At 71.7% G+C, this 21,009-nt stretch carries 23 protein-coding genes and 1 pseudogene; 12 read left to right on the top strand and 12 right to left on the bottom strand.

The window, feature by feature from the left end:
* Window positions 1–50 precede the first annotated feature (50 nt).
* Window positions 51–1,076, top strand: a complete 1,026-nt coding sequence (locus Q0741_RS11375; RefSeq protein ID WP_298233316.1) for a DnaJ domain-containing protein — start codon at window positions 51–53, stop codon at window positions 1,074–1,076.
* Window positions 1,077–1,110: 34 nt separating this feature from the next.
* Here Q0741_RS11375 and Q0741_RS11370 read toward each other — a convergent pair whose 3' ends face one another.
* Both Q0741_RS11370 and Q0741_RS11365 read right to left on the bottom strand, forming a co-directional pair.
* Window positions 1,111–1,329 (bottom strand): glycine zipper 2TM domain-containing protein, encoded by a 219-nt coding sequence (locus Q0741_RS11370; protein ID WP_298233315.1) that lies wholly within the window; start codon window positions 1,327–1,329, stop codon window positions 1,111–1,113.
* Between the two features lie 260 nt (window positions 1,330–1,589).
* The gene (locus Q0741_RS11365) at window positions 1,590–1,757 is read right to left on the bottom strand and encodes a hypothetical protein (protein WP_298233314.1); all 168 of its coding nucleotides are present in this window, start codon (window positions 1,755–1,757) and stop codon (window positions 1,590–1,592) included.
* A gap of 108 nt (window positions 1,758–1,865) precedes the next feature.
* On the opposite strand from Q0741_RS11365, the gene Q0741_RS11360 reads away from it, so the two are divergent.
* On the top strand, window positions 1,866–2,483 hold the full coding sequence (locus Q0741_RS11360) for a DUF938 domain-containing protein (protein ID WP_298233313.1): 618 nt from the start codon (window positions 1,866–1,868) through the stop codon (window positions 2,481–2,483).
* A 55-nt stretch (window positions 2,484–2,538) separates the two neighbouring features.
* Here Q0741_RS11360 and Q0741_RS11355 read toward each other — a convergent pair whose 3' ends face one another.
* Window positions 2,539–3,171, bottom strand: a complete 633-nt coding sequence (locus tag Q0741_RS11355) for a UPF0149 family protein (RefSeq protein WP_298233312.1) — start codon at window positions 3,169–3,171, stop codon at window positions 2,539–2,541.
* 89 nt (window positions 3,172–3,260) lie between these two features.
* Here Q0741_RS11355 and Q0741_RS11350 point away from each other — a divergent pair, with 89 nt between their 5' ends.
* The 5 genes from Q0741_RS11350 to Q0741_RS11330 all read left to right on the top strand — a co-directional run bounded on the left by Q0741_RS11350 (window position 3,261) and on the right by Q0741_RS11330 (window position 7,480).
* A complete protein-coding gene (locus Q0741_RS11350) occupies window positions 3,261–3,827 on the top strand; it encodes a peroxiredoxin (RefSeq protein WP_298233311.1) in 567 nt (188 codons plus the stop codon).
* A 98-nt stretch (window positions 3,828–3,925) separates the two neighbouring features.
* A complete protein-coding gene (locus tag Q0741_RS11345; RefSeq protein ID WP_298233310.1) occupies window positions 3,926–4,264 on the top strand; it encodes a hypothetical protein in 339 nt (112 codons plus the stop codon).
* Window positions 4,265–4,344: 80 nt separating this feature from the next.
* Window positions 4,345–5,742: a hypothetical protein gene (locus Q0741_RS11340; protein ID WP_298233309.1), complete on the top strand. Its 1,398-nt coding sequence runs from the start codon at window positions 4,345–4,347 to the stop codon at window positions 5,740–5,742.
* A 20-nt stretch (window positions 5,743–5,762) separates the two neighbouring features.
* Window positions 5,763–6,683 carry a zinc ABC transporter substrate-binding protein gene (locus Q0741_RS11335; RefSeq protein ID WP_298233308.1) on the top strand — a complete coding sequence of 307 codons (921 nt, stop codon included), beginning with the start codon at window positions 5,763–5,765 and terminating at the stop codon, window positions 6,681–6,683.
* A complete protein-coding gene (locus tag Q0741_RS11330) occupies window positions 6,680–7,480 on the top strand; it encodes a metal ABC transporter permease (protein WP_298233307.1) in 801 nt (266 codons plus the stop codon). The genes Q0741_RS11335 and Q0741_RS11330 overlap by 4 nt, the downstream gene beginning before the upstream one ends.
* Before the next feature lie 27 nt (window positions 7,481–7,507).
* On the opposite strand, the gene Q0741_RS11325 is transcribed toward Q0741_RS11330, so the two are convergent.
* Together Q0741_RS11325 and Q0741_RS28890 are read right to left on the bottom strand one after the other, a co-directional pair.
* Window positions 7,508–7,708: a hypothetical protein gene (locus tag Q0741_RS11325; RefSeq protein WP_298233306.1), complete on the bottom strand. Its 201-nt coding sequence runs from the start codon at window positions 7,706–7,708 to the stop codon at window positions 7,508–7,510.
* Between the two features lie 5 nt (window positions 7,709–7,713).
* Window positions 7,714–8,235: a CsbD family protein gene (locus Q0741_RS28890; protein ID WP_367184098.1), complete on the bottom strand. Its 522-nt coding sequence runs from the start codon at window positions 8,233–8,235 to the stop codon at window positions 7,714–7,716.
* A gap of 43 nt (window positions 8,236–8,278) precedes the next feature.
* Here Q0741_RS28890 and Q0741_RS11315 point away from each other — a divergent pair, with 43 nt between their 5' ends.
* The 5 genes from Q0741_RS11315 (at window position 8,279) to Q0741_RS11295 (ending at window position 10,858) form a co-directional block, all read left to right on the top strand.
* Window positions 8,279–8,515 (top strand): hypothetical protein, encoded by a 237-nt coding sequence (locus Q0741_RS11315; protein ID WP_298233305.1) that lies wholly within the window; start codon window positions 8,279–8,281, stop codon window positions 8,513–8,515.
* 75 nt (window positions 8,516–8,590) lie between these two features.
* The gene (locus Q0741_RS11310; RefSeq protein ID WP_298233304.1) at window positions 8,591–8,992 is read left to right on the top strand and encodes a hypothetical protein; all 402 of its coding nucleotides are present in this window, start codon (window positions 8,591–8,593) and stop codon (window positions 8,990–8,992) included.
* Between the two features lie 122 nt (window positions 8,993–9,114).
* Window positions 9,115–9,807, top strand: coding sequence for a type IV pili methyl-accepting chemotaxis transducer N-terminal domain-containing protein (locus tag Q0741_RS11305; protein ID WP_298233303.1), 693 nt, complete (start codon window positions 9,115–9,117; stop codon window positions 9,805–9,807).
* A 79-nt stretch (window positions 9,808–9,886) separates the two neighbouring features.
* A complete protein-coding gene (locus Q0741_RS11300; protein WP_298233302.1) occupies window positions 9,887–10,282 on the top strand; it encodes a carboxymuconolactone decarboxylase family protein in 396 nt (131 codons plus the stop codon).
* Between the two features lie 378 nt (window positions 10,283–10,660).
* Complete coding sequence (locus Q0741_RS11295; protein WP_298233301.1) at window positions 10,661–10,858, top strand: YqaE/Pmp3 family membrane protein; 198 nt, start codon at window positions 10,661–10,663, stop codon at window positions 10,856–10,858.
* Window positions 10,859–10,890: 32 nt separating this feature from the next.
* Here Q0741_RS11295 and Q0741_RS11290 read toward each other — a convergent pair whose 3' ends face one another.
* The 7 genes and pseudogenes from Q0741_RS11290 to Q0741_RS11260 form a co-directional block, all read right to left on the bottom strand.
* Window positions 10,891–12,825, bottom strand: a complete 1,935-nt coding sequence (locus Q0741_RS11290) for a response regulator (protein ID WP_298233300.1) — start codon at window positions 12,823–12,825, stop codon at window positions 10,891–10,893.
* A gap of 16 nt (window positions 12,826–12,841) precedes the next feature.
* Window positions 12,842–13,300, bottom strand: a complete 459-nt coding sequence (locus Q0741_RS11285; RefSeq protein ID WP_298233299.1) for a response regulator — start codon at window positions 13,298–13,300, stop codon at window positions 12,842–12,844.
* The gene (locus tag Q0741_RS11280; RefSeq protein WP_298233298.1) at window positions 13,300–15,498 is read right to left on the bottom strand and encodes an ATP-binding protein; all 2,199 of its coding nucleotides are present in this window, start codon (window positions 15,496–15,498) and stop codon (window positions 13,300–13,302) included. The genes Q0741_RS11285 and Q0741_RS11280 overlap by 1 nt, the downstream gene beginning before the upstream one ends.
* 194 nt (window positions 15,499–15,692) lie before the next feature.
* Window positions 15,693–15,800, bottom strand: a pseudogene (locus Q0741_RS11275) (response regulator); the annotation flags it as partial.
* A complete protein-coding gene (locus Q0741_RS11270) occupies window positions 15,800–16,405 on the bottom strand; it encodes a biliverdin-producing heme oxygenase (protein ID WP_298233297.1) in 606 nt (201 codons plus the stop codon). The pseudogene Q0741_RS11275 and the gene Q0741_RS11270, both read right to left, overlap by 1 nt.
* Window positions 16,406–16,560: 155 nt before the next feature.
* A complete protein-coding gene (locus tag Q0741_RS11265; RefSeq protein ID WP_298233296.1) occupies window positions 16,561–19,251 on the bottom strand; it encodes an ATP-binding protein in 2,691 nt (896 codons plus the stop codon).
* Window positions 19,252–19,839: 588 nt separating this feature from the next.
* On the bottom strand, window positions 19,840–20,940 hold the full coding sequence (locus Q0741_RS11260; RefSeq protein WP_298233295.1) for an ATP-binding protein: 1,101 nt from the start codon (window positions 20,938–20,940) through the stop codon (window positions 19,840–19,842).
* Window positions 20,941–21,009 lie beyond the last annotated feature (69 nt).

Below are 21,009 nucleotides of genomic sequence, written 5' to 3'. Positions count from 1 at the left end.
CATGGCCGGCAGCCGCCGCGGCAGGTAAGCAGGCGGCACACGAGGGACACATGGGGACCGACGACGCTTACGCCGAGCTGGGGCTGGCCGCCGGCGCGACCGACCACGAGATCAAGGCCGCGTGGCGGCGCCTGGTATCGCAATGGCATCCGGACCGCAACGCCAGCCCGCAGGCCGTGGCGCGCATGCAGCGCATCAACCTGGCGTTCGAGCTGCTGCGCCAGGGCGTCGAGGCCGAGGCCCGGCCGCAAGCGCAGCCGCAGGCGGAGCCCGCGCCGGCCTCCAAATCGGCACGCACGCCGCCGCCGGAGCCGCCGCGCCCGGCCTGGCACATCGAGCGCAAGCTGAAGCTCACGCTGGAGCAGGCGGCCGTCGGCGGACGCATGGTGCTGCGCGGGCGCCACGTCGAGCGCTGCGAAGCCTGCGAGGGGCTGGGCTACCGCCACAGCCCGCGTCCGTGCGAGCACTGCCATGGCGTGGGCCGCATCGGGCAGCGCAACTGGTTCGGCTGGGTCACCGGCTTCGAGACTTGCAGTCACTGCGAGGGCGATGGCCTGGCGCGGCTGGAGTGCGAAGCCTGCAATGGCCATGGCGAGCTGGGCCGCTGCCGCTACGAGATCGCGGTGGACCTGCCGGCGGGGCTGCGCCACGGCGAGGAGCTGAACCTCTCCGCCGGCGGTACGCACGGCGACCGGCTCAAGCTGCACGTGATGCTGCGCGAGCACGCCTTGTTCCGGCTGGACCCAGACGGAACGCTGCACTGCGAGATGCCGGTGGACGGCTTCCTGTGGATGGCCAACCGCTGGATCGAGGTGCCCACGCTCGGCGGCATGCAGCAGTTGCGGCTGGACCGGCGCCACCTGCGCTACCGGCTGCGCGGGCAAGGTTTCCCCAAGACGCGCGGCGGCCCGCGGGCGCACTACATCGTGGACGTCAAGCCGCTGTTCCCGGCGCAGTTCACGCGCGAGCAGGAGAAGCTGATCGAGCGCCTGGCCGCCTCGCAGCAGCACCCGCCGGGCTCGCCTATGCACGAGTGGCGCACGCGCTTCGAGGGGTGGAAGGGGCGGCAGGGCTAGGCGCTTTCCCTGCCGCCCGGAACCTCGACGCGGCTCAGCACCCGCGCCCGCGTCCCAGCACGCCGCCGGCCACGGCGCCGCCGACGGTGCCCAGGGTGCTCTGGTCGGTCAGCACCGAGCCGGCCACGCCGCCGACGGCGGCGCCCACGGCGGTGTTGCGGTCGCAGCGGTCCATGCTGGCGCAGCCGCCGGCCAGCAGCGCGGCGGCCAGGGCGGCCAGCAGGCCGGCGCGGCGGGGAAGGGTCTTGCGCATGGTCGTCTCCATTTGTAGGGGCCGATACCGGCCATGCGCACAGACTGCGCGCCGGCACGAGCGCCCGCCATCGGACGGGGACGTGTCCGCTTGTCGGATAGCGCCCACAAGCGGTGCGCCGGCCCATTCAGCGCCGTGATTCAGCGCCGGCGCAGCTTGGCCACCAGCCCGTCCCGGCCGCTGAGGCCGCGCGCCATGAACAGCAGCCCGCCCACGGTGGCCGCGGTGCGCAGCAGCGCGCTGGAGGAGCGGCGCCCGCGCTACAGCAGCGCCGCGCCGGTGCCGAAAGCGAACCAGTGCTCGCCCGGCACGCTGGGGCGCTGGTCGTCGAAGCGTTTCAACTCCCGCAGCCACCCGGTGGCGCGTTGCAGGCCCGAGCCCGGGCGCTGGTCGGTGGCAGGCTGGTCGATGGCGGGAACGGGGGGCATGGCGGCGTCCTCCTGCGGCTGAAGAAAAGCCAAAGAGGCGCCGATGCGGCAACCACGATGCCCATGCCATGGCACGGACCGCGCGGCGGCCCCCGTAGCATCGCTGCCATGAACCAGCCCATCCGCCACAGCCCCGCCGCCGAGCGCAACCGTGAACCCATCCTGCACGTGCTGCGGCGCGTGTTGCCAGCCGATGGCGGCCTCGCGCTGGAGATCGCCGCCGGCAGCGGCCAGCACGCGGCGTACTTCGGCGCGGCGCTGCCGCAGTGGCGGTGGCTGCCCAGCGAGGGCGACGCGGCGTCGCTGGACTCCATCCGCGCCTGGTGCGCAGGCGTGCCCAACGTGCTGCCGCCGCTGTTGCTGGACGTGCGCGCGCCGCACTGGAGCGGCGTGCCGTCCGAGCTGGACGCCGCCTACTGCGCCAACCTGTTGCACATCGCGCCCTGGGACTGCTGCGCCGGGCTGATGCGCGGTGCCGCGCGCCACCTGCGTCCTGGTGCGCCGCTGCTGGTCTACGGCCCCTTCATCCAGGACGAGGTGCCCACCGCGCCCAGCAACCTGGCCTTCGACGCCGACCTGCGCGCGCGCGACCCGGCCTGGGGACTGCGCCGCGTGGCCGACGTGGCGGACACCGCGCGCGAGGCCGGGCTGATGCTTCAGGAGACGGTGGCGATGCCGGCCAACAACTTGGTGCTGGTGTTCGTGCGTGGGGGTGGGGCGGCGTAGCGGGCGCTCATACGGGTCTTGGATAGTTCACGGACCACGACCCGTTCGGGCTTGTTCAGCCCTCCGCCGCGGTCCGCCCCTGCCGCAGCTCCAGCAGCACCAGCACCGCGTCCACCGCCGCGCGGCTGAGCTCGTCGCGCGCTTGCGGGTCCTCCAGTCGCTGGCGCTCGGCATCGCTCAGGCCGGCCTCGTCACCGCCCAGCAGCACGATGGGCGCCAGCACGTCGCCCAGCGCCGGGTCGTCGAACAGCGGGCCCCAGCCGTCGGGGTCCTGCGCCGCGCCCTGCAGGAAGCCGATGCACCAGTCCTCGGCATCGACCAGTTCCTGGCCCTTCACCTCCGCCACGCTCACCACCGGCTCCCAGTCGTCGGGCGCCTCGCGCAGCCGCGTGGCGATGTTGTTCAGGTGGCGCAGCACCAGCACGGCGGTGTCCTTGCGCTTGCGGTTGCTGGGGAAGGGCTTGCCGTCAGGGCCGTCGCCGCCCCACACCACGGGCAGCCATTGCGCGGCGGGCAGCGAGGCCACCGGCGTGGGCGCCAGCAGCAGCGCGGTCAGGTAGCCGTCCAGCGCCTCCACGTTCATCGCGGCCTCGGACGGCAGCGACAGCAGGGTTTCATCGAGCTTGCCCAGCTCGTCGTCGCTGAGCGGACGGTCGGGGAGCGAGGGGTCGTACTGCGGATAGTCCACGTCAGGCTTTCTGTGATTGCTTCAAGGGGCCGGATTGTCCTGGAGCCCGCGCGTAAAGTGCCCCGCATTCCATCCACAGGAGTTTTCGCATGAGCGATTCGCGTTGGCGTGCCGGCCTGGCCGCGGCCGGCCTGCTGGCAGGACTGCTGGGCGCCGTGCCCGCGCAGGCGGCGCTGCCCGTGGGCGCGGATGCCCCCGACTTCACGGCCGAGGCGGCGCTGGGCGGCAAGACCTTCACCTTCAAGCTGGCCGAGGCCCTGCGCAAGGGGCCGGTGGTGCTGTACTTCTACCCGCGCGCCTTCACCAGCGGCTGCACCGTCGAGGCCCATGCCTTCGCCGAGGCCACGCCGGTGTTCGAGTCGCTGGGGGCCAGCGTGATCGGCATGTCCAACGACGACATCGCCACGCTTCAGAAATTCTCGGTCGAGGCCTGCCGCAACCGCTTCGCCGTGGCCGCCGATGCCGGCGCGCATGTCATGAAGGCGTACGACGCGACGATGTGGCTCAAGCGCGACATGGCCGACCGCATCTCCTACGCCATCAGCCCGCAGGGCAAGGTGCTGTCGGTCTATTCCAGTCTCAACCCGGACGGCCACGTTGGCGCCATGCTCAAGGCGGTGGAAGACTGGAAGCGTACTCAGCAACCCAAGCCCTGAAACCTCGAGGCCGGTGCGCCCTCAACTTGGGACGAGACCTGCCGAATACCGGCTGTCGGGACTCGTACCCACGGTGAGCCCGTAAGATCGTGTCCCCCATGCGACCCCGTTTCCGCCTCAACCTGCCGCCGCGCTTCCTGGCGTGGCTGCTCGTGCTGCTGCTGCCACTGGCGCAGGCGGTGGCGGCGGGGCACGCGGTGTCGCACCTGGCCGGTGGCCAGGACGCGTCCGACGAGCAGCAGGCGCTGCATGCCGCGCACTGCGAGCTGTGCATCACCGCCGCCACCGTGGCCGGCGGCGCGCTGCCGGCGGCGCTGCCCAGCTTGCCGCCGCTGGACGCGGCGCAGGCCATGCCTGCGGCGGTCCTCACTCAGCCCTGGCTGCCCACCCCGGCGCCGGTCTACGACAGCCGCGCCCCGCCCGCCTTCACGCATTGACCGTCTAAACGCCGTACCCGGTGCGCCTTCGCGCGCATGCCGGGTGCGCTCGTGCACGTTCTTGCGTGAAGGAATCCCTCTTGAACAAGTCCCTCTTGCCCGCGGCCCTGGCAGTGGCCCTGGCCGGGCCCGCCGTTGCCCAAACCTCCTCTTCCAACCCCGAGCTGCAAGCTCTGCGCGACGAGATCCAGGCCCTGCGCAGCGCCTACGAGGCGCGGCTGCAGGCGCTGGAGCAGCGACTCAAGGCGGCCGAAGGCGCCGCCCCGGCCGCTCCCGCGCCGGCCGTTGCGGGAGCACCCGCCGCCGGCGCATCCCCCGCCCCGTCGGGCGCGACCGCCGTGGCAGCCCCGGCCGGCCGGGCCGCGGCGCCCGGCAACAACGCCTTCAACCCGGCCATCTCGCTGATCCTCTCGGGGCAGTACACGCGCACCTCGCGCGATCCCGAGAGCTACCGCATCAGCGGCTTCGGGCTGGCGCCGGATGCCGAGGTCGGTCCCGGCCAGCGCGGCCTGGGCCTGGGCGAGAGCGAGCTGCGCTTCAGCGCCAGCATTGACCCGTGGCTGCGCGGCGCGGCCAGCTTCGCGCTGCACCCGGACGACGAGTTCTCGGTGGAGGAAGCTTTCATTGAGACCACCTCGCTGGGCCGCGGCTTCACGCTGCGCGCCGGGCGTTTCCTCTCCAGCATCGGCTACCTCAACCCGCGGCACGCCCACACCTGGGACTTCGTGGACAACCCGCTGGCCTACCAGGCGCTGCTGGGCACGCAGTACGGCGATGAGGGGCTGCAGCTGCGCTGGATCGCGCCCACCGACCAGCTCATCGAGCTCAGCGCCGAGGTGGGCCGCGGGCGCGGGTTCCCCGGTGGGGAGGGCGGCGGCAACGGCGCGGGCATGCGCTCCTTCAGCCTGCACACGGGCGGTGACGTCGGCGGCAGCCACAGCTGGCGTGCCGGCGTGTCGGTGCTGCAGGCGCGCGCCAACGGCCAGGAGCTGATCGGTCTGGCTGCGGACGACGCTCCCACCTTCTTCACCGGGCGCACCCGCGTGTGGATCGCCGACGCGGTGTGGAAATGGGCGCCCGACGGCAACGCCACGCACACCCACTTCACGCTGCAGGGCGAATACCTGCAGGCGCGGCGCAGCGGCGCGCTGGTGCTGGAAGACGGCATGGGTGGCGAGTTCCGCTCCACGCAGTCCGGCTGGTACGTGCAGGGGCTCTACCAGTTCATGCAGCGCTGGCGCGTGGGCCTGCGCACCGAGCGGCTGGACGCGGGCTCGCCCGACGATGCCTCCGGCCTGGTGGCTGGCAGCGGCTTCAAGCCGAAGAAGCACACGCTGATGCTTGACTACAGCCCGAGCGAGTTCTCGCGCGTGCGGCTGCAGTTCGCGCAGGACCGCGCGCGCGAAGGCGGCAGCGACCGGCAGCTCTTCCTGCAATACCAGATGAGCCTGGGCGCGCACGGCGCCCACGGCTTCTGAGCCGAAGCGCGAGGTTCAGCATGAGCAAACGCAATCTGTTCCTGTCCCTGGCCGCGCTGTCCCTGGCCCTGCTGGGCACGCCGGCCCAGGCCAAGGTGAAGGTGCTGGCCTGCGAACCCGAGTGGGGCGCGCTGGCGATGGAGATCGGCGGCGCGCAGGTGGACGTGGCCGTAGCCACCAGCGCGCGCCAGGACCCGCACCAGATCCAAGCCCGGCCCAGCCTCGTGGCCCGTGCGCGCAACGCCAACCTGGTGTTCTGCACCGGCGCGGAGCTGGAGGCGGGCTGGCTGCCGCTGCTGCTGCAGCAATCGGGCAACGCCGAGGTGCAGCCGGGCGGGGCCGGCTACTTCGAGGCCGCCTCGGTGGTGCGCAAGCTGGAGGTGCCCGCGCAACCGGACCGCTCCCAGGGCGATGTGCATGCCGCGGGCAATCCGCACATCCAGACCGATCCGCGCAACATCGCGCTGGTGGCCGCGGCGCTGTCGGCGCGGCTGCAGCAGATCGACGCCGCGCATGCCGCCGAGTATCAGCAGCGCGAGCGCGACTTCAACCAGCGCTGGCAGCAGGCGCTGGCGCGCTGGAACGCGCAGGCCGCTCCCCTCAAGGGCCTGCCGGTGGCGTCGCAGCACAAGGGCTTTCCATACCTCTACGACTGGCTGGGCCTGAAAGAGGTGGCGGTGCTGGAGCCCAAACCGGGCGTGGAGCCCTCGGTGGCGCAGCTGCAGGCCGTGCTGGCGGCGCTGAAGAGCATGCCGGCGAAGATGGTGATCCACGCCGCCTACCAGGACCCAAAGCCCTCGGACTGGCTGAGCGGCAACGCCGGCATCCCGTCCGTGAAGCTGCCCTTCACCGTGGGCGGCAGCGACGCGGCCCGGGACCTGTTCAGCCTCTACGACGACACGCTGGCGCGCCTGCTGGCCGCGGCGGGGCGGAAGCCATGAACTGGGAGGCGCTGGACCCCGGCATCCTGGGCCCGGCGCTGCTGGCCGGGCTGTTGGTGCTGGCCACGCACGTGCCGCTGGGTACACGGGTGCTGGAGCGCGGCATCGTCTTCATCGACCTGGCCATCGCGCAGATCGCCGGCCTGGGCGTGATCGCGGCCGACACGCTGGGCCTGCCCGAAGGCGGCCTGGCGGTGCAGGGCGCGGCGGTGGGCGCGGCGCTGCTGGGCGCGCTGCTGCTGACCTGGACCGAGCGGCGCGCGCCGCGCCAGCAGGAGGCGCTCATCGGCGTGCTGTTCGTGCTGGCGGCCTGCGCCGGCTTGCTGCTGCTGGCCAACCACCCGCATGGCGGCGAGCACCTGAAGGACCTGCTCGTCGGACAGATCCTATGGGTGCAGCCGCCGCAGCTCGTGGGGCTGGCGCTGTTGACGCTGCTGTTGTTGGCGGCCATGGCTTCGGGCCTGCCGCGGCGGCTGGGCCGGCTGGGCTTCTATGCCGCCTTCGCGCTGGCTGTCACGGCCTCGGTGCAACTCGTGGGCGTGTACCTGGTGTTCACCAGCCTCATCGTCCCGGCGCTGGCCACCACGGCGCTGCGCGGCCGTGCCCGGCTGCTGGCGGGCTACGCCGTGGGCGCGACAGGTTACGTGCTGGGGCTGGCGCTGTCGGCGCTGCTGGACTGGCCCACCGGCGCGGTGATCGTGTGGACGCTGGCGCTGTGCGCGCTGGCCGCCGCGGCATTGCTGCGGGGGCTGGGCTTGCGGGGGGCGGACGAAGGCGCCGCGAACGGCGCGCACTGAGGCGCGCCGGCGCAGCGCGTCGCTGGACTACATCGGCGCCGGCGGCGGAGGAGCCGGCGGGGTGGGGTCCGTGGGGCCCGGGACCGGGTCGCCGATGGGCGGCGGCCCCGGGGGCAGCGGCGCCGGCGCGGGCGAGGGCGGCATCACCGGCTCGGGAGGCTCGATGTGGGCCCACAGCGCGGGCGGGGGGCGCCGATGCGGCAGCCCCAGGGTCGTGTGCGGCGTCATGCGGCTCAAAGCTTGTCGATGCCCTTCTTGACCTCTTCCTTGGCGTCGCCAACGTTCTTGCGCACGGTGCCGCCAACCTGGTCGGCGCGGCCTTCCTGCTGCATCTGGCGATTGCCGGTGAGGTCGCCCGCAGCCTCCTTGATGCGGCCCTTGGCGTCGTCGATGCGTCCCTTCACTTGGTCCTTGTTCATCTCGTGCTCCTTGTCGGGTTCGTACCGGCATTGGCCGGCCGCTCCACTCTGGGACAGCGACCGGGCCGGCGCCGTAGGCGGGCATGCCGTGTTCCCGTAGGCGCTGGCCGCAGTTTTTTCACGCTGGGGCGGGTTTTTCCGCTTGGCTTCGGGGAAACACGCGGGGACCGCGGCGCCGGTCTCATGGACATTGGCGCCCAACTCGCCGATGCGGCCCCCGTGCGCGGCCCGCGGCCCGGCCATACCGGACTCACAGCCCCGGAATTTCCCCGAATCACGGGACTTTTCTTGTGCAGCGCACCATTTTTGGAACGGCGATTGCAACTCCACGCCCATGGACGCTCCTTCCGCCCCGCCTGTTACTCCATGGCACAGGCGCGTGCTCGACTGGCTCGGCGTGGACGTTGCGGCCGACAAGTTTGAGCCGCCGCCGCCGCTGCTGCCCCTGGCTCTGCCGCAGGAACGCTTTTCCTGGGAACCCGTCCCGCCGGCGCCGCGCCCGCCACAGTGGGGCGCGGCGAACCTGCCGGAGCTGCTGCTGGGGCTGGAGCCCGGGACCGCCGATGGCGCGGCATGCGGTCCGGCCCTGTCACCGGCCGCCACGCCATCACCTTGAAGGCCTGTCAGACCTGGGCGTGGCTCTTGCCCGAAAGCCTGCCTGCGCCAAGACGACATCGACGGCACTGACGACATGGATCTCATCTCCGGCAACGCTCACGACGCCGACACCCAGGGCACGGGCTGGTTCATCGGCTTCAGCGACTGGTCGCGCCACGGTCCCGGCGAGCTGCTTCACGTGCCACGGAATCGGCCCGTGCACGGCCTGTGCATCAAGTGGTTCGACCATCCTGCGGGCCACGAGAGCGGTCTGGGCAAGCCGCTGAGCGAAGGGCGCCCGGTGTCGATCCTGGCGAGCGCCGGGTCCCGCTTTCGGATCGACTGCAGCACCGACCCCAGTTTTCCCGCCGCGCTCACGCGCAGCGTGTTGCTGCAGCGTCCCGGCGACTACGCCGCGTGGGGCGCGGGGTTGCACCACCGCTGGGCCGCCCTGGAGCGCTCCACTGTCATCACCCTGCGCTGGAATCCCGCCTGAAATTCTCCCTGCCAAGCACGATTCTGGTTTTCCCGGTATGGATCCTGCTTGCTCCACGTCAAGAAGAAATTCGCGCCCCGTCGTGGTGCGCGATACGGTGGAAACCAAAGGAGGGTGGATTCATGCGGATCAGTACTGTGGCGCCTGCCATTCAACGTGCCGGCCAGCATGCCGTTGCCGTACCTCAATCGGGCCTGACCGGCGAGGTATTTGGAAAGCTTATCAACCTTTCCGGGCGCCGACGTTTTACCTCGCAGCGCGTGGTGCTCTACGCCGTGCTGGCGCTCAAGGGAAAAACCGGTGCGCTGGAAGTTTCGAGGGAAGCACTTTCTATTTTTGAAAAAGCCCATGCCGACCTGATGCGTGGAAATTCCGAGATGCCGGGAGTTTTCTGCCCGGAATTGCAGCAGGCTTATGTGACGGATGGTGGCGACCGGGCGATCGGAGAATTCATTGAGCTGGCGCGGAAGACGCAGGATGCCATTGGAAACAAGGTGCGCGGCTCCGCCGAATTGCTCAACCGGTTGGTGGAGAGCGCCACGCCGCTGCTGAGTATCCTCAACGGCATCACGCAGCTGTACGAGGACTTGGCACGCCGGCAGGCGCAGCAGGCCAAGCAGCAACTCGTGGGCGTGATCAGCGAGATCGAGTCCATCGCCAGGGAGGCGCGCATCGTCCTGTTCAATGCCCAGATCGCCGCGGCCCGCGCGCAGTCCTCCGGCCGCGAGTTCTCGGTGGTGACCAAGGAACTCTCCAACATCACCGCCCGCATCGACGAACTCGCGCGCGAGGCGCTGCGCAGCTCGGCGCACTGAGCCCGGCGGGCTGCGCCGCTCGCGGTTGGCAAGCGCCGGCTCTTAAGATGGCGGGTTTTGCCACTCCGGGATTCAATGCATGGATTCAGACCGCTTCCAGCGTGGGCAGGCCACGCTTTGCAGCATTCACGGCCATATCGGCGAAGGCGTGATGAAGGCGCTGGGCGATATTGCGCCGGAGTTTGCGCGCTTCATCATCGAGTTTCCCTACGGCGACATCTACGCCCGCGGCATTCTCTCGCCGCGTGAGCGCCAGATCGCCACCATCGCCTCGCTGGTCACGCTCGGCCATTCGCCCAAGGAACTGCGCGCGCATATCCAGGGCGGGCTCAACGTGGGCTGCTCGAAGCAGGACATCGTCGAGGTCATCATGCAGATGGCGGTGTATGCCGGGTTCCCGGCCGCCGTGAACGCGCTGCTGGTCGCCAAGGAGGTGTTCCAGGAAATCGATGAGCGCTTAGTGGCTGGCGAATGATTTTCCAACCCCCTTTTTTGGGGTTGTCCCGCCCGGGAGCTTTGTCATGGTCTTGGGGGGCTTTCCCCGGGAGTTTGCTCCTGGGAGCATAAATAACCGCGGCATGCGCGGGACATTGAAAATGCGCACGCTAGTATTTGTCCACGGCCGCTCCCGGCCCTGGATCGATATTCTCAGCAGGGGGTCTCGCTATGAACGTTGCACTGCTCTGGTTGTGGATGGCCATGGAAAGCCTGCACCTGAAACCCACCGCGGTCGATTTCGCGCTGGCGTGGGCGATGAAGCACCATTTGAGTTACTGGTGAACACCGCGGCGCACGGCGGTATGGCGCTTGCTGACCGGGGCAGCCGACGCCGCCCCGGAACTGGAGCCCCCTCATGCGCCTGCTGCTCGCGATATTCCTGCCCTTCGTGGTCTTCTTCACCATCGGCCGGCCGATCGCCGGCGTCATCTGCCTGATCCTGCAGATCACCATCCTGGGCTGGCTGCCGGCCGCCATCTGGGCGGTGTATGCGCTGAGCCAGTACAAGACCGACAAGAAGATCCAGCAGGCGATGCGGCAGCCGCGCGGCTGAGGCGGCGCGTGGCCGCCGCCTTCACGCTCCCTTCACGCCGCCCGCTGCGCCAGCACCCGCTGCACCAGCGAATGCACCGCGCTCGGGTCCGCCGGCTTCACCACGTGCCCTGAAAAGCCCGCGCGCGTCGAGCGCTCCACGTCCGAGGGCGTGCCGTAGCCGCTGAGCGCGATCACGGGGCAGGAGCCGCACAGCTCGCGCCCCACGTCGATGCCGCTGCCGTCGGGCAGGCCCAGGTCGGTCAGCACCACGTCGAAGTGCCCGCGGCGCGCCACCGACAGCGCGTCCGCGCGCGTGCCCACGTGCGTGACGCGGTAGCCGAGCCCCTCCAACGACAGCCGCATCGCCTCGGCCGCGTCCTCGTTGTCCTCGACCAGCAGCAGCCGCGTGCCGTCGTCCCCGTCCTGCGCGGGCAGCGCCGTGCCGTCCACGGGATGCGGCGCCTGCTGCGACAGCGGCACGCGGATCGTCACCGTGGTGCCCAAGCCGAGGCCGTCGCTGGCGGCCTCGATGCGTCCGCCATGCTCGCCCACCAGCCCGCGCGCGATGGCCAGCCCCAGCCCCAGGCCGCCGAAGCGCCGCTGCACGTCGCCGTCGGCCTGGCGGAAGGGCGTGAACAGCTGCGGCAGCGCTTCCGCGGCGATGCCGATGCCGTCGTCGGTGCAGGTGAAGCGGAACTCGCCGTCCGCGCTCGACGTGCGCAGCACGATGCCCCCGCCTTCGGGCGTGAACTTGATGGCGTTGCGCACCACGTTCCACAGCACCTGCTGCATGCGCGCCTCGTCGGCCATCACGGTGCTGTCCGCGGCCTCCAGCGCCAGCGTCACCCGCAGCCGCTTGGCGCTGACGTCGTCGGCCAGCATCTCCGCCACCGCGTGCACCAGCCGGTGCAGGTCCACCGGCTGCAGGTGCAGCGTGAGCTTGCCGGCGGTGATGGAGGTGAGATCGAGCAGGTCCTCGATCAGCCGTGCCTCCAGCGCCACGTTGCGCCGGATCATGGGCAGCAGCTTGCGGTACTGCGCCGGGATCTGCGCCACCTGCTCCAGCAGGTACACCGCCGAGGCGATGGGCGTCAGCGGCGTGCGCAGCTCGTGCGAGAGCATGGCCAGGAAGCGGTCCTTGGCCTGGTTGGCCTGCTCCGCCTCCTCCTTGGCCGCGCGCAGCCGCGCCTCGTGCGCATGCGCCTGCGTCACGTCGTGCACCAGCTTGCAGAAGCCGCTGTGCCGCCCCGCGTCGTCGTGCAGCGGCATGGTCAGCCCTTCAGCGCGCAGCCGGGTGCCGTCGATGCGCAGCATCCAGCGCAGGTCCGCGGCCTTGCCCTCGCACAGCGCCTGCTCCAGCCCCGACTCGAACACCCGCGCCTGCCGGTCCTCGGCCGTGTAGAGCAGGTCGGCGCGGTGGCCCAGTACCTGTTCGCGCGCGAAGCCGAACACGTCCTGCGCGCCGCGGTTCCAGCTGCGGATGCGGCCCTCGGTGTCCAGCACCACCACGGCGTAGTCGTGCAGCGCGTCCACCACGCGCGCGAACAGCGCGTCGGCCTCGCGCAGCTGGCGCTCGGCGCGACCGCGCCCCTCGCGCTCGGCCGCCTCGCGCAGCGCGCGCTCCAGCACCACTGGCAGCCGCTCCAGGCGGCTCTTGCTGACGTAGTCGGTGGCGCCGCGCTTGAGCAGCTCCACCGCGTTGTCCTCGCCGATGACGCCGGAGACGAAGATGAAGGGCAGGCCCGGCGCCAGCGTCTGCGCCAGCTCCAGCGCCTGCGCGCCGCTGAAGCCCGGCAGCTCGTAGTCGGAGAGGATCAGGTCCAGCCCGCCCCCGCGCAACTGCTCGGTGAAGCGTCCTTCGTCGCACACCACGCGCACCGCCGCGCGCGGGTAGTGCCTGCGCAGCGCCTCGCGGATGAGCTCGGCGTCGAAGCGCGAGTCCTCCAGCAGCAGCACCCGCAGCGGCTGGTCGCGGAAGTCGCTCATGCCCGTGCTCCCCGGCTCATTCCAGCGGCCGCGAGGCCTTGACCGAGCCCGGCGGCGGCTCGTTGAGCACCGCCCAGAACATGCCCAGCTCGGCAATGGCGTTGATGAACTGCTTGAACTCCACCGGCTTGACCACGTAGGCGTTCACGCCCAGCGCGTAGCTGCGCACCACGTCCGACTCCTCCTGCGAGGAGGTCAGCATCACCACCGGGATGCTGCGCAGCGTCTCGGAGGCGCGCACGGCCTGCAGCACCTCCAGCCCGTTGACCTTGGGCAGCTTGAGGTCCAGCAGGATCACCGCCGGGTTGCCCGCGGGACGCTCGGCCCACTCGCCCTCGCGCTGCAGGTACTCCAGCGCCTGGGCGCCGTCGCGCACGATGACCACCTCGTTGGCGAGCTGGCTGCGTTCCAGCGCCACCAGCGTGAGCTCCAGGTCGCGTGGGTCGTCTTCGACGAGAAGAATGGGCTTGAGCATCAAGGCTCCTGGGCTCGGGAGGGAAGGAAGAAACCGAAAGTCGCGCCGTGCCCGGGCTCGCCCCGCGCCCACACGCTGCCGCCGTGGCGCTCCACGATGCGGCGCACGTTGGCCAGGCCGATGCCCGTGCCCTCGAACTCCTCGGCCGGGTGCAGGCGCTGGAACACGCCGAAGAGCTTGTCCACGTACTTCATCTGGAAGCCCACGCCGTTGTCGCGCACCTCCAGCCCGGCGCCGTCGGGGCGGCGCAGGGGCAGCACCTCGATCACCGCGGGGTCGCGCCCGCGGCTGTACTTGAGCGCGTTGCCCAGGAGGTTGCGCACCACCACCTGCATCAGCAGCGGGTCGCCCCAGAGGTTGGGCAGCGCCGGCGCCACCTGCCAGCGCACCGGCCGCTCGCCCTGCTGCTGCGACAGCTCGCGCACCAGTTCGGCCACCATCAGGTTGGTGTTGATCTCGCCGCGCTTGAGCGCCGCGCGTCCCATGCGCGAGAAGTCCAGCAGCGCGTCCACCAGCCGCCCGGCGTAGGTGGCGGCCTCCTTGACGTGGTTGAGGTAGCGCTGCGAGCGCTCGCCCAGCCGCTCGCTGTCGCCGTCGAGCACCAGGTCCACGTAGCCGGCGATGTGGCGCATGGGCGCGCGCAGGTCGTGCGAGACGGTGTAGGAGAAGGCTTCGAGCTCCTTGTTGACGCGGCCCAGCTCGGTGGCGAACTCGGCCATCTCCTCGGCGCGGCGCAGCACGATGCCGATGAGCGCCTGGCGCAGCTCCAGCGCCGCGGCGAGCTCGCCGCTGGCCCAGGGCAGCGAGCGCCCGCGCAGCTGCTCCTGCCAGCTCTCGAAGCTGCGCCGCGGATGCAGCCGCCCGTCGGCCGCCGCGATCGGCTTGCGCGGGTTGCCCGCCCACCGCACCGTCTGCACCACCTCGGGCCGGAACCACAGGATCCAGTGCCGGTGCACCTGCGAAATGGAGATCGCCAGCACCCCGGCGGCGGCATGCCCGCCCTCGTCGGAGGCGGTGTCGCCGCAGGCCATCTCCGGCAGCAGCTCCGACAGCCGGTCGCTGTGGAACAGCTCGCGGCCGAGCAGCGCGATGCGCCGGGTCAGCTCCTGGATGCGCGGCACCGGCGGGCACTCGCCCAGGGTCCAGCAATCGCCGTCCAGCACCACCGCCGCGCCGGCGGCGCGCGCCAGGCGCAGCAGCACCGGCTCCTCGGCGAGCTGGCGCAGCGTGGCGTCGCTCTCGGCCAGGTGCGACACGATCTCCAGCGTGATCTGGCGCAGCTCCAGCCGCGTGGCCACCTCGGCGTTGTCCTCGCGCGCCTCGATCTGCAGCGACAGCAGCCGCGCCAGATGTTCGCAGGCCACGCGCGTCTCGAAGGGCACGGGCCGCGGCGCGTGGTCGTGGCAGGAGATCAGCCCCCACAGCCGCCCGCGCACGACGATGGACACCGACATCGACGCCAGCGTGCCCATGTTGCGCATGTACTCCAGGTGCAGCGGCGAGACGCTGCGCAGCGCGGCCCAGGACAGGTCGATGTCCGTGGGCCGCCAGCGCGCGTCCACGCAGCGCAGCGGCACGGGCTGGTAGTTGGCGTCCGGGATCAGGCGGATCTGGTTGAGCAGGTACAGCTGCCGCGCCTGCGGCGGGATGTCCGAGGCCGGGAAGCGGTGCGCGAGGTAGGCGTCGTAGCCCGGGTCCAGCGACTCGGCCAGCACCTCGCCGTGGCCTTCGTCGTCGAAGCGGTAGGCCAGGCAGCGGCCGAAGCCGGTGAGCCGTTTCAGCTCCTCGGTGGCCAGCGCCAGCAGCGCGGTGACCGCGTGGGCCTCCTGCAGCCGCGGCAGGAAGCGCCGCGCCAGGTCGTACACCGGCGCCTGCAGCCCCAGCGGCTCGGCCGCGGGCTCGAATTCCAGCAGCGCCAGCGAATCCACGCGGTGGCCGGTGAGGTCCCAGCGCCGGCCTTCCAGCGCCACGGTGCCCAGCGCCGCGGGCGCCTCGCCGGCGCGCAGCGCGGCCAGGCGCGCCGGCAGCCAGCCCGGCCATCCGTCCAGCGATGGCGCCGCGGGCCAGTTCTCGCTGAATGCCACCAGGTGGCCGTCGTCGGCGGCGAGCGCGACCAGGCGCCCGTGCGGCTGAATGCCGCCGGGTACGCGGATGGGCTCGTTGGCGCAGTCGGCCAGCTCAGGCGGCAGTGGGTCCATGCGTCAGCCCCCGAGCGGCGCGCCGGGTCGGCGCTCCTGGCCCATCCATCCCTCGGCGTGATCGGTTCGTGTCATTCATTCATGCGCGGCACGGCAATGCCGGCGTACAGGACAAGGTTTCGCCGGCGCATCGGCGTGCTTCAGCAAGCGGCGTACCGGTACGGCGGCCGTGGCCCGAAGGCCGGGAAGCGGGCTCAGCTTCCCTGGCGTTGCGGGCGCACCGAGCCGGGCGGCGGCTCGTTGAGTACCGCCCAGAACAGGCCCAGCTCGGCGATGGCCTTGATGAACTGCTTGAACTCCATCAGGCGTTCTCGGCCGGCAGCTCGCCCAGCACTTGGCGGAAGCAGCACAGCAGCGCGTCGAAGGTGGCGATGGCCGCGGCGCAGGCGCTGCGGATCTCCTGCTCCGAGGTGCCGACCTCGTGCGCCAGGCGCTCGCGGAAGTCGGCCCACAGCGCGCCGGTGTGCGGCCCCCAGCCGTGGAAGTAGGCCGCGCCGTTGTCCGGGCCCATGCCCCATTGGGCGTGCACGCGGCGGGCGATGAGCTTGCCGCCCAGCGCCGAGCCTTCGAGCACGTACATCGAGCCGAACAGCGCGGCCCGGTCGGGCAGGTCCAGGTCGGCCACGGGGTCGGCCACCGGGGCCGGCGCCAGGCCCAGCGCCGCCAGGTCGCGCTGCAGCAGCAGCAGCCGCGAGCGGTCGTCGAACCAGCCTTGCAGCCGCCACGGCAGCCGCGGGCGCAGCCGGGCCTCCCAGTACGGCACGAAGGCGCCGAAGCCGGTGAGCACGCGCGCGTAGTGCTCGCGGTCCAGTGCCTGGTCGAGCTTCAGCAACGCCTCGATGGCCTGGTGCCGTTCGGCACAGGCTTGTCGCAGCGCGCCGAGCACGGTGGTGCTCTCGTCGCTCATCCCTGTTTTCAAGTGGTGAAGTAAGAAAGCATTTTCGCCCTGCCCGGGGCTGGACCGGGTTGACGCAACCATGGTTCGCCGCGCGTGCGCGCCGCGCGCGGCCCACGGGCCGGGACGGTGCCTGGGGGGCGGGCACCGTGGCTCGCGGGAACCGATTACCGTACCGCCGCGCCGGCCCGCTGCCCCTGCACCGTGCGCAGCACTTCGCCCAGCGCCGCCAGGTTCACCGGCTTGCTCAGGTGCCCGTCCATGCCCGCGGCCTGCACCTGCGCCACGTCCTGCTCGTAGACGCGGCCCGTGACGGCCCACAGCGGCACGCAGCCCGCCGCGCCGGGCAGGGCGCGAATGGCCCGCGCCGCCTCCAGGCCGTCCATGCCCGGCATCTCCACGTCCATCAGCACCAGGTCGATGTCCTGCGCGGCCACGCGCGCGATGGCGCATTCGCCATCGCCGCATTCCTCCACGCCGTGGCCCAGATGGCGCAGCAGCGCGCCGAGCACCTCGCGGTTGATGGCGACGTCGTCCACCACCAGCACCCGCAGCCCGGCGGCGGGGCTGGGCTCGGCCGGCGCCGCCGCGCCGATGGCCTGCGCCACCGCCGCGTCCGGCGCGCGCTCGAAAGGCAGGCGCAGCCGCACCGTCGTGCCCTGCCCGGGCGCGGAGTCCAGCGCCACGTCGCCGCCCATGGCCTGCGCCAAGCGGCGGCTGATCCACAGCCCCAGCCCCGTCCCGCCGTAGCGCCGCGCCGTGGCGCTGTCGGCCTGCTGGAAAGGCTCGAACAGGCGCCGGCGCTGTTCCTCGTTCAGGCCGATGCCGCTGTCGCGCACCTCCAGCCGCACCCACAGCGGCCCCGCGCCCGGCGCACCGTGCTCCACCGCCAGCGCCAACGTCACGCTGCCCTCGTGCGTGAACTTCAGCGCGTTGGACAGCAGGTTGGACAGCACCTGCTGCAGCCGCGCCGCGTCGCCCAGCACCCAGGGCAGCGGCCGCGGCGGCAGCGCCAGCGCCAGCTGCAGCCCCCGGCCGGCGGCGTTGGGGGCGAAGAGCTCGTGGCAGTTCCGCAGCACGGCCTCCAGGCGCAGCGGCAGCCGCTCCAGCTCCAGCCGCCCGGCCTCGACCTTGGTCAGGTCCAGCACCTCGTTGAGGATGCGCAGCAGCTGCTCGCCGGCCTGGCCGATGCGCTCGGCGTTTTGCCGATCCTGCGCATCGGCGAGCCGCGTGCGCAACAGCTGCGCGTAGCCCAGCAGGGCGTTGAGCGGCGTACGCAGCTCGTGGCTCATGGTGGCGAGAAAGCGGTCCTTGGCCTCGCTGGCGCGCTGCGCCTGCGCGCGCGCCTCCTGCAGCGCCGTGACGTCGAGCACGATGCCGTCCACCACGCGCCGCGCCTGCGCCGGGCCGTCCTCGCGCGGCACCAGCATGGCGTGCAGGCAACGCCAGCGGCCGTCGTCACCCTGCACGCGGAAGTCGAAGTCCAGCGCCTCGCCGGCATCCACGCGCGGCAGCAGCGCGGCGATGCGCCGCGCGTCCTCGGCCTCGACGCGGCGCAGCCAGGCGCGGTCGCCGCGGTCGGCCAGGATCTCCTCGCGCGGCACGCCCAGGTAAAACGAGGCTGAGGCGCTGAGGTGGCCGTAGTGCACGCCGTCGGGGCCGTGCACGCGCGTGAGCAGGATGCCCGGCAGCGCCCGGCCCACGCTGTCGAAGCCGCCGCGCACGTCCTCCAGCGAGGCCCGCAGCGCCGCCTCCTTCTCGTGCAGCCGCTGCACCGGCTCCAGCACCACCTCGTGCATGCGGGCGAACTCCGCCGGCAGCAGCCGTGGCGGCGGCACGCTCGCGCCGTCGGCGATGCCGCGCACGCGGGCCACGAACTGCCCCAGCGGCAGCAGCACCAGCGTGGACAGCAGCCACGCCAGCGCGGTGGTGCCCGCCACGCCCAGCGCCGCCGCGCCCCAGGTCCAGCGCGCCGCCGTGGCGTTGGCGGCCTGCACCGCCTCCACCGGCGTGCGCACCAGTGCCACCCAGCCCAGGCCGGGGTAGGGCGCGCTGCCGCGGCTGGCGCTCCAGGAGGTGACGTAGCGCCGGCCGTCCGGCCACTTCAGCAGCGCCGAGCCTTCCGGCGTCGCGACCACGGCCGGCGGCAGCGGCGCGCCGGCCTCGCCGCCGGGGCCCAGGCGCTGGCGGCTGTCGCGCCCGGCGATGAAGAGCTGCGCCCCCTGCGCGGGTGACGTCCGGGCATACAGCCCGATGCGCTCGCGCAGCCAGGGCCAGGACAGGTGCACCGCCAGCACCCCGGCAAAGCCGCCGGCGGCGTCGCGCAGCGGCACGGCGATGTCCACGAAACGCCAAGGCTCGCCCGAGTGCCGCTGCGGCAGCAGCTTGGCCAGCAGGCTGGCCTCGTGCACGTCGCCGAAATGCAACCCCCGCCGTGCGGCGCCCCACCAGTCGCGCTGCGACACGTCCACGTTCACCAGCAGCCCGTCCAGCGCCGCGCGCACCTTGCCGTGCGCGTCCGTGACGCCGGCCCAGACAAAGCTGGGCCCGGCATAGAGCCGGGCCACCAGGGCCTGCAGTCGCTGCGGCTGGTCCAGCAGCCGCAACTCTTCGATCAGCCGCGCCTGCGCCTGCAGCTCCAGCCCGAAACGGCCCAGGTCCGAATCCACCGCCGCCATCACGCCCGCGGCCTGCTGCAGGCCCAGCGCACCGGTGGCCGCCTGCACTTGGTCATCGAGCTGCGTCGTGCGCAGCGTCGCCATCACGCCCGCCACCAGCGTGCTGAGCAGCAGCGCCATCAGGGTCAACAGGGTGCGCAGGCGTGGCTGGCGCTGGCGAAACAAGGGCGAAATGAGCACGCGACGTTCGGAACGATCGAGCCGGGACGACGAGCGCGGGCTTCGGCCGGGAAGGGTGACGGCAGCCGCGTCTGCCCGCGCGAGCTGAATGGCGGGATTTTAGTTGCTGCAGTGCAGCATGAGGCTTGCGGCTGGAGGATTTATTTTATTTCTCGGCCGGTTTCATTCCAGTTCGCCTTCGAGATTGAAGCCCATCCCGTTCGCCCTGAGCCCTTCTACAGGCTCAGCACAGGCGTGTCGAAGGGCAGGCGCTCGGATGCAGCCGCAGGGCTTCGACAGGGCTCTCCTGAGCTTATCGAAGGGCTCAACCCGAAAGGATCACTTCACTCCCAAGTGCGAGTTGGAAGCAGATATTGGCCTGCTTTCCAAGATCTGCAGAGTGCGCGCTTATCAGCCGGCCGCGTGGGAGTTTCTTGGCATGGGGAATTTTCAAAGCGCTTTCAAAACGCATGAAAAGATTTCACGGGACAGCCGGTCATTTGAAAATGCCGCCCCAATTAACCTGTATCAATTACATGAAGGGCAAATGCGGGTTTTCCCTGGGTTCGGACGCCTCGTGTCCGGTGTCCGTTTCCTTGCTTGCCGGGTTCAACTCGCGGGCAGTTCCAGGTTCACCACCGTGCCCAGGCCGGGGCTGCTGTGCAACTCCAGCGAGCCGTCCATGGCCTGCGCGAGGGTGCGCGCGGTGACCAGGCCCAGGCCCGTGCCCTGTATGGGGGAATGCTCGCGCCCCGCGCGCGCGAAGGGCTGGAACAGCTGCGCCTGCCGTTCCGGCGCGATGCCCTCGCCGTCGTCGGCCAGCGTGATGCGCACGCGCCCGTCCAGCGCCTGCGCCTGCACCCACAGGTGGCCGCCTTCGCGGCCGTAGCGGATGGCGTTGGACGCGAGCGCCGTCAGCACCTTCTGCAGCCGCGCCGCATCGGCGCACACCCGCAGCTCCGGCGCGATGCCGTGGCTGTGCATGCTCACGCGCCGCGTCTGCGCCAGGGCCCCCAGCGGTTCCAGCGCGGCCTGCACGCAGCCCGCCAGCACCAGCGACTGGGGCCGCAGCGCCTGGCGCAGGCCGTCCGCGCCCTGCTGCAGGTCCAGCAGGTCCTCCACCAGCGCCAGCAGCTGGCGCCCGGCCTCGTCGATGTGGCCGATGTAGCGCTGCGCCAGCGGGCCCTCGTTGCCGGGCAGGTTGCGCAGCAGTTGCGCGAAGCCCAGCACCGCGTTGAGCGGGGTGCGCATCTCGTGGCTGGCGCGCGAGAGCAGCTGCACCTGCGCGTCGCGCTGCGCCTGCGCCGTTTCGGCCGCGCGCTGCGCGCGCTCCAGCGCCGTGCGCGCCAGCCCCACCTCGATGGCCGCGCGCAGCTCGCGCGGCTGGAAGGGCTTGGTGAGGAAGCCCAGCGGCGCGGTGCGCGCCGCGCGCGCCACGGTCTCGTCGTCGCTGTGTGAGGTCAGGAAGATCACCGGCGGCCCGCCGCCGGTGCCCAGCCGCGCCGCGGTGTCCACGCCGTCGAGCGGGCCCTGGATGCGGATGTCCATCAGCACCAGGTCCGGCGGCTCCTGCGCCGCGAGCCGCAGCGCCTTCTCGCCCGATGCCACCGGTCCCAGCACGCGGTAGCCCATGTCCTGCAGTTCCAGCTTCAGGTCCAGGGCAATCACGGCCTCGTCCTCGACGATCAGGATGGCGGGCGGCTGTTTCATGGCAATGGGCTGCGGGGGCGTGGATGACAGCGGGAATCCCTGCTGGCGACCGGTGCGCCGGGCGGCCTG

This window comes from uncultured Azohydromonas sp. (assembly GCF_937926365.1).
Lineage (GTDB): Bacteria > Pseudomonadota > Gammaproteobacteria > Burkholderiales > Burkholderiaceae_C > Azohydromonas.
Note: the sequence above shows the minus strand (reverse complement) of the source record. Positions and strands in the feature narration are given on the sequence as shown.

Excerpts from the sequence above, each read along its gene's own strand:
- Q0741_RS11375 (WP_298233316.1), top strand. The coding sequence starts at position 51 with ATGGGGACCGACGACGCTTACGCCGAGCTGGGGCTGGCCGCCGGCGCG.
- Q0741_RS11370 (WP_298233315.1), bottom strand. The coding sequence starts at position 1,329 with ATGCGCAAGACCCTTCCCCGCCGCGCCGGCCTGCTGGCCGCCCTGGCC.
- Q0741_RS11365 (WP_298233314.1), bottom strand. The coding sequence starts at position 1,757 with ATGCCCCCCGTTCCCGCCATCGACCAGCCTGCCACCGACCAGCGCCCG.
- Q0741_RS11360 (WP_298233313.1), top strand. The coding sequence starts at position 1,866 with ATGAACCAGCCCATCCGCCACAGCCCCGCCGCCGAGCGCAACCGTGAA.
- Q0741_RS11350 (WP_298233311.1), top strand. The coding sequence starts at position 3,261 with ATGAGCGATTCGCGTTGGCGTGCCGGCCTGGCCGCGGCCGGCCTGCTG.
- Q0741_RS11345 (WP_298233310.1), top strand. The coding sequence starts at position 3,926 with ATGCGACCCCGTTTCCGCCTCAACCTGCCGCCGCGCTTCCTGGCGTGG.
- Q0741_RS11335 (WP_298233308.1), top strand. The coding sequence starts at position 5,763 with ATGAGCAAACGCAATCTGTTCCTGTCCCTGGCCGCGCTGTCCCTGGCC.
- Q0741_RS11330 (WP_298233307.1), top strand. The coding sequence starts at position 6,680 with ATGAACTGGGAGGCGCTGGACCCCGGCATCCTGGGCCCGGCGCTGCTG.
- Q0741_RS11325 (WP_298233306.1), bottom strand. The coding sequence starts at position 7,708 with ATGACGCCGCACACGACCCTGGGGCTGCCGCATCGGCGCCCCCCGCCC.
- Q0741_RS28890 (WP_367184098.1), bottom strand. The coding sequence starts at position 8,235 with ATGGGCGTGGAGTTGCAATCGCCGTTCCAAAAATGGTGCGCTGCACAA.
- Q0741_RS11310 (WP_298233304.1), top strand. The coding sequence starts at position 8,591 with ATGGATCTCATCTCCGGCAACGCTCACGACGCCGACACCCAGGGCACG.
- Q0741_RS11305 (WP_298233303.1), top strand. The coding sequence starts at position 9,115 with ATGCGGATCAGTACTGTGGCGCCTGCCATTCAACGTGCCGGCCAGCAT.
- Q0741_RS11300 (WP_298233302.1), top strand. The coding sequence starts at position 9,887 with ATGGATTCAGACCGCTTCCAGCGTGGGCAGGCCACGCTTTGCAGCATT.
- Q0741_RS11295 (WP_298233301.1), top strand. The coding sequence starts at position 10,661 with ATGCGCCTGCTGCTCGCGATATTCCTGCCCTTCGTGGTCTTCTTCACC.
- Q0741_RS11290 (WP_298233300.1), bottom strand. The coding sequence starts at position 12,825 with ATGAGCGACTTCCGCGACCAGCCGCTGCGGGTGCTGCTGCTGGAGGAC.
- Q0741_RS11285 (WP_298233299.1), bottom strand. The coding sequence starts at position 13,300 with ATGCTCAAGCCCATTCTTCTCGTCGAAGACGACCCACGCGACCTGGAG.
- Q0741_RS11280 (WP_298233298.1), bottom strand. The coding sequence starts at position 15,498 with ATGGACCCACTGCCGCCTGAGCTGGCCGACTGCGCCAACGAGCCCATC.
- Q0741_RS11270 (WP_298233297.1), bottom strand. The coding sequence starts at position 16,405 with ATGAGCGACGAGAGCACCACCGTGCTCGGCGCGCTGCGACAAGCCTGT.
- Q0741_RS11260 (WP_298233295.1), bottom strand. The coding sequence starts at position 20,940 with ATGAAACAGCCGCCCGCCATCCTGATCGTCGAGGACGAGGCCGTGATT.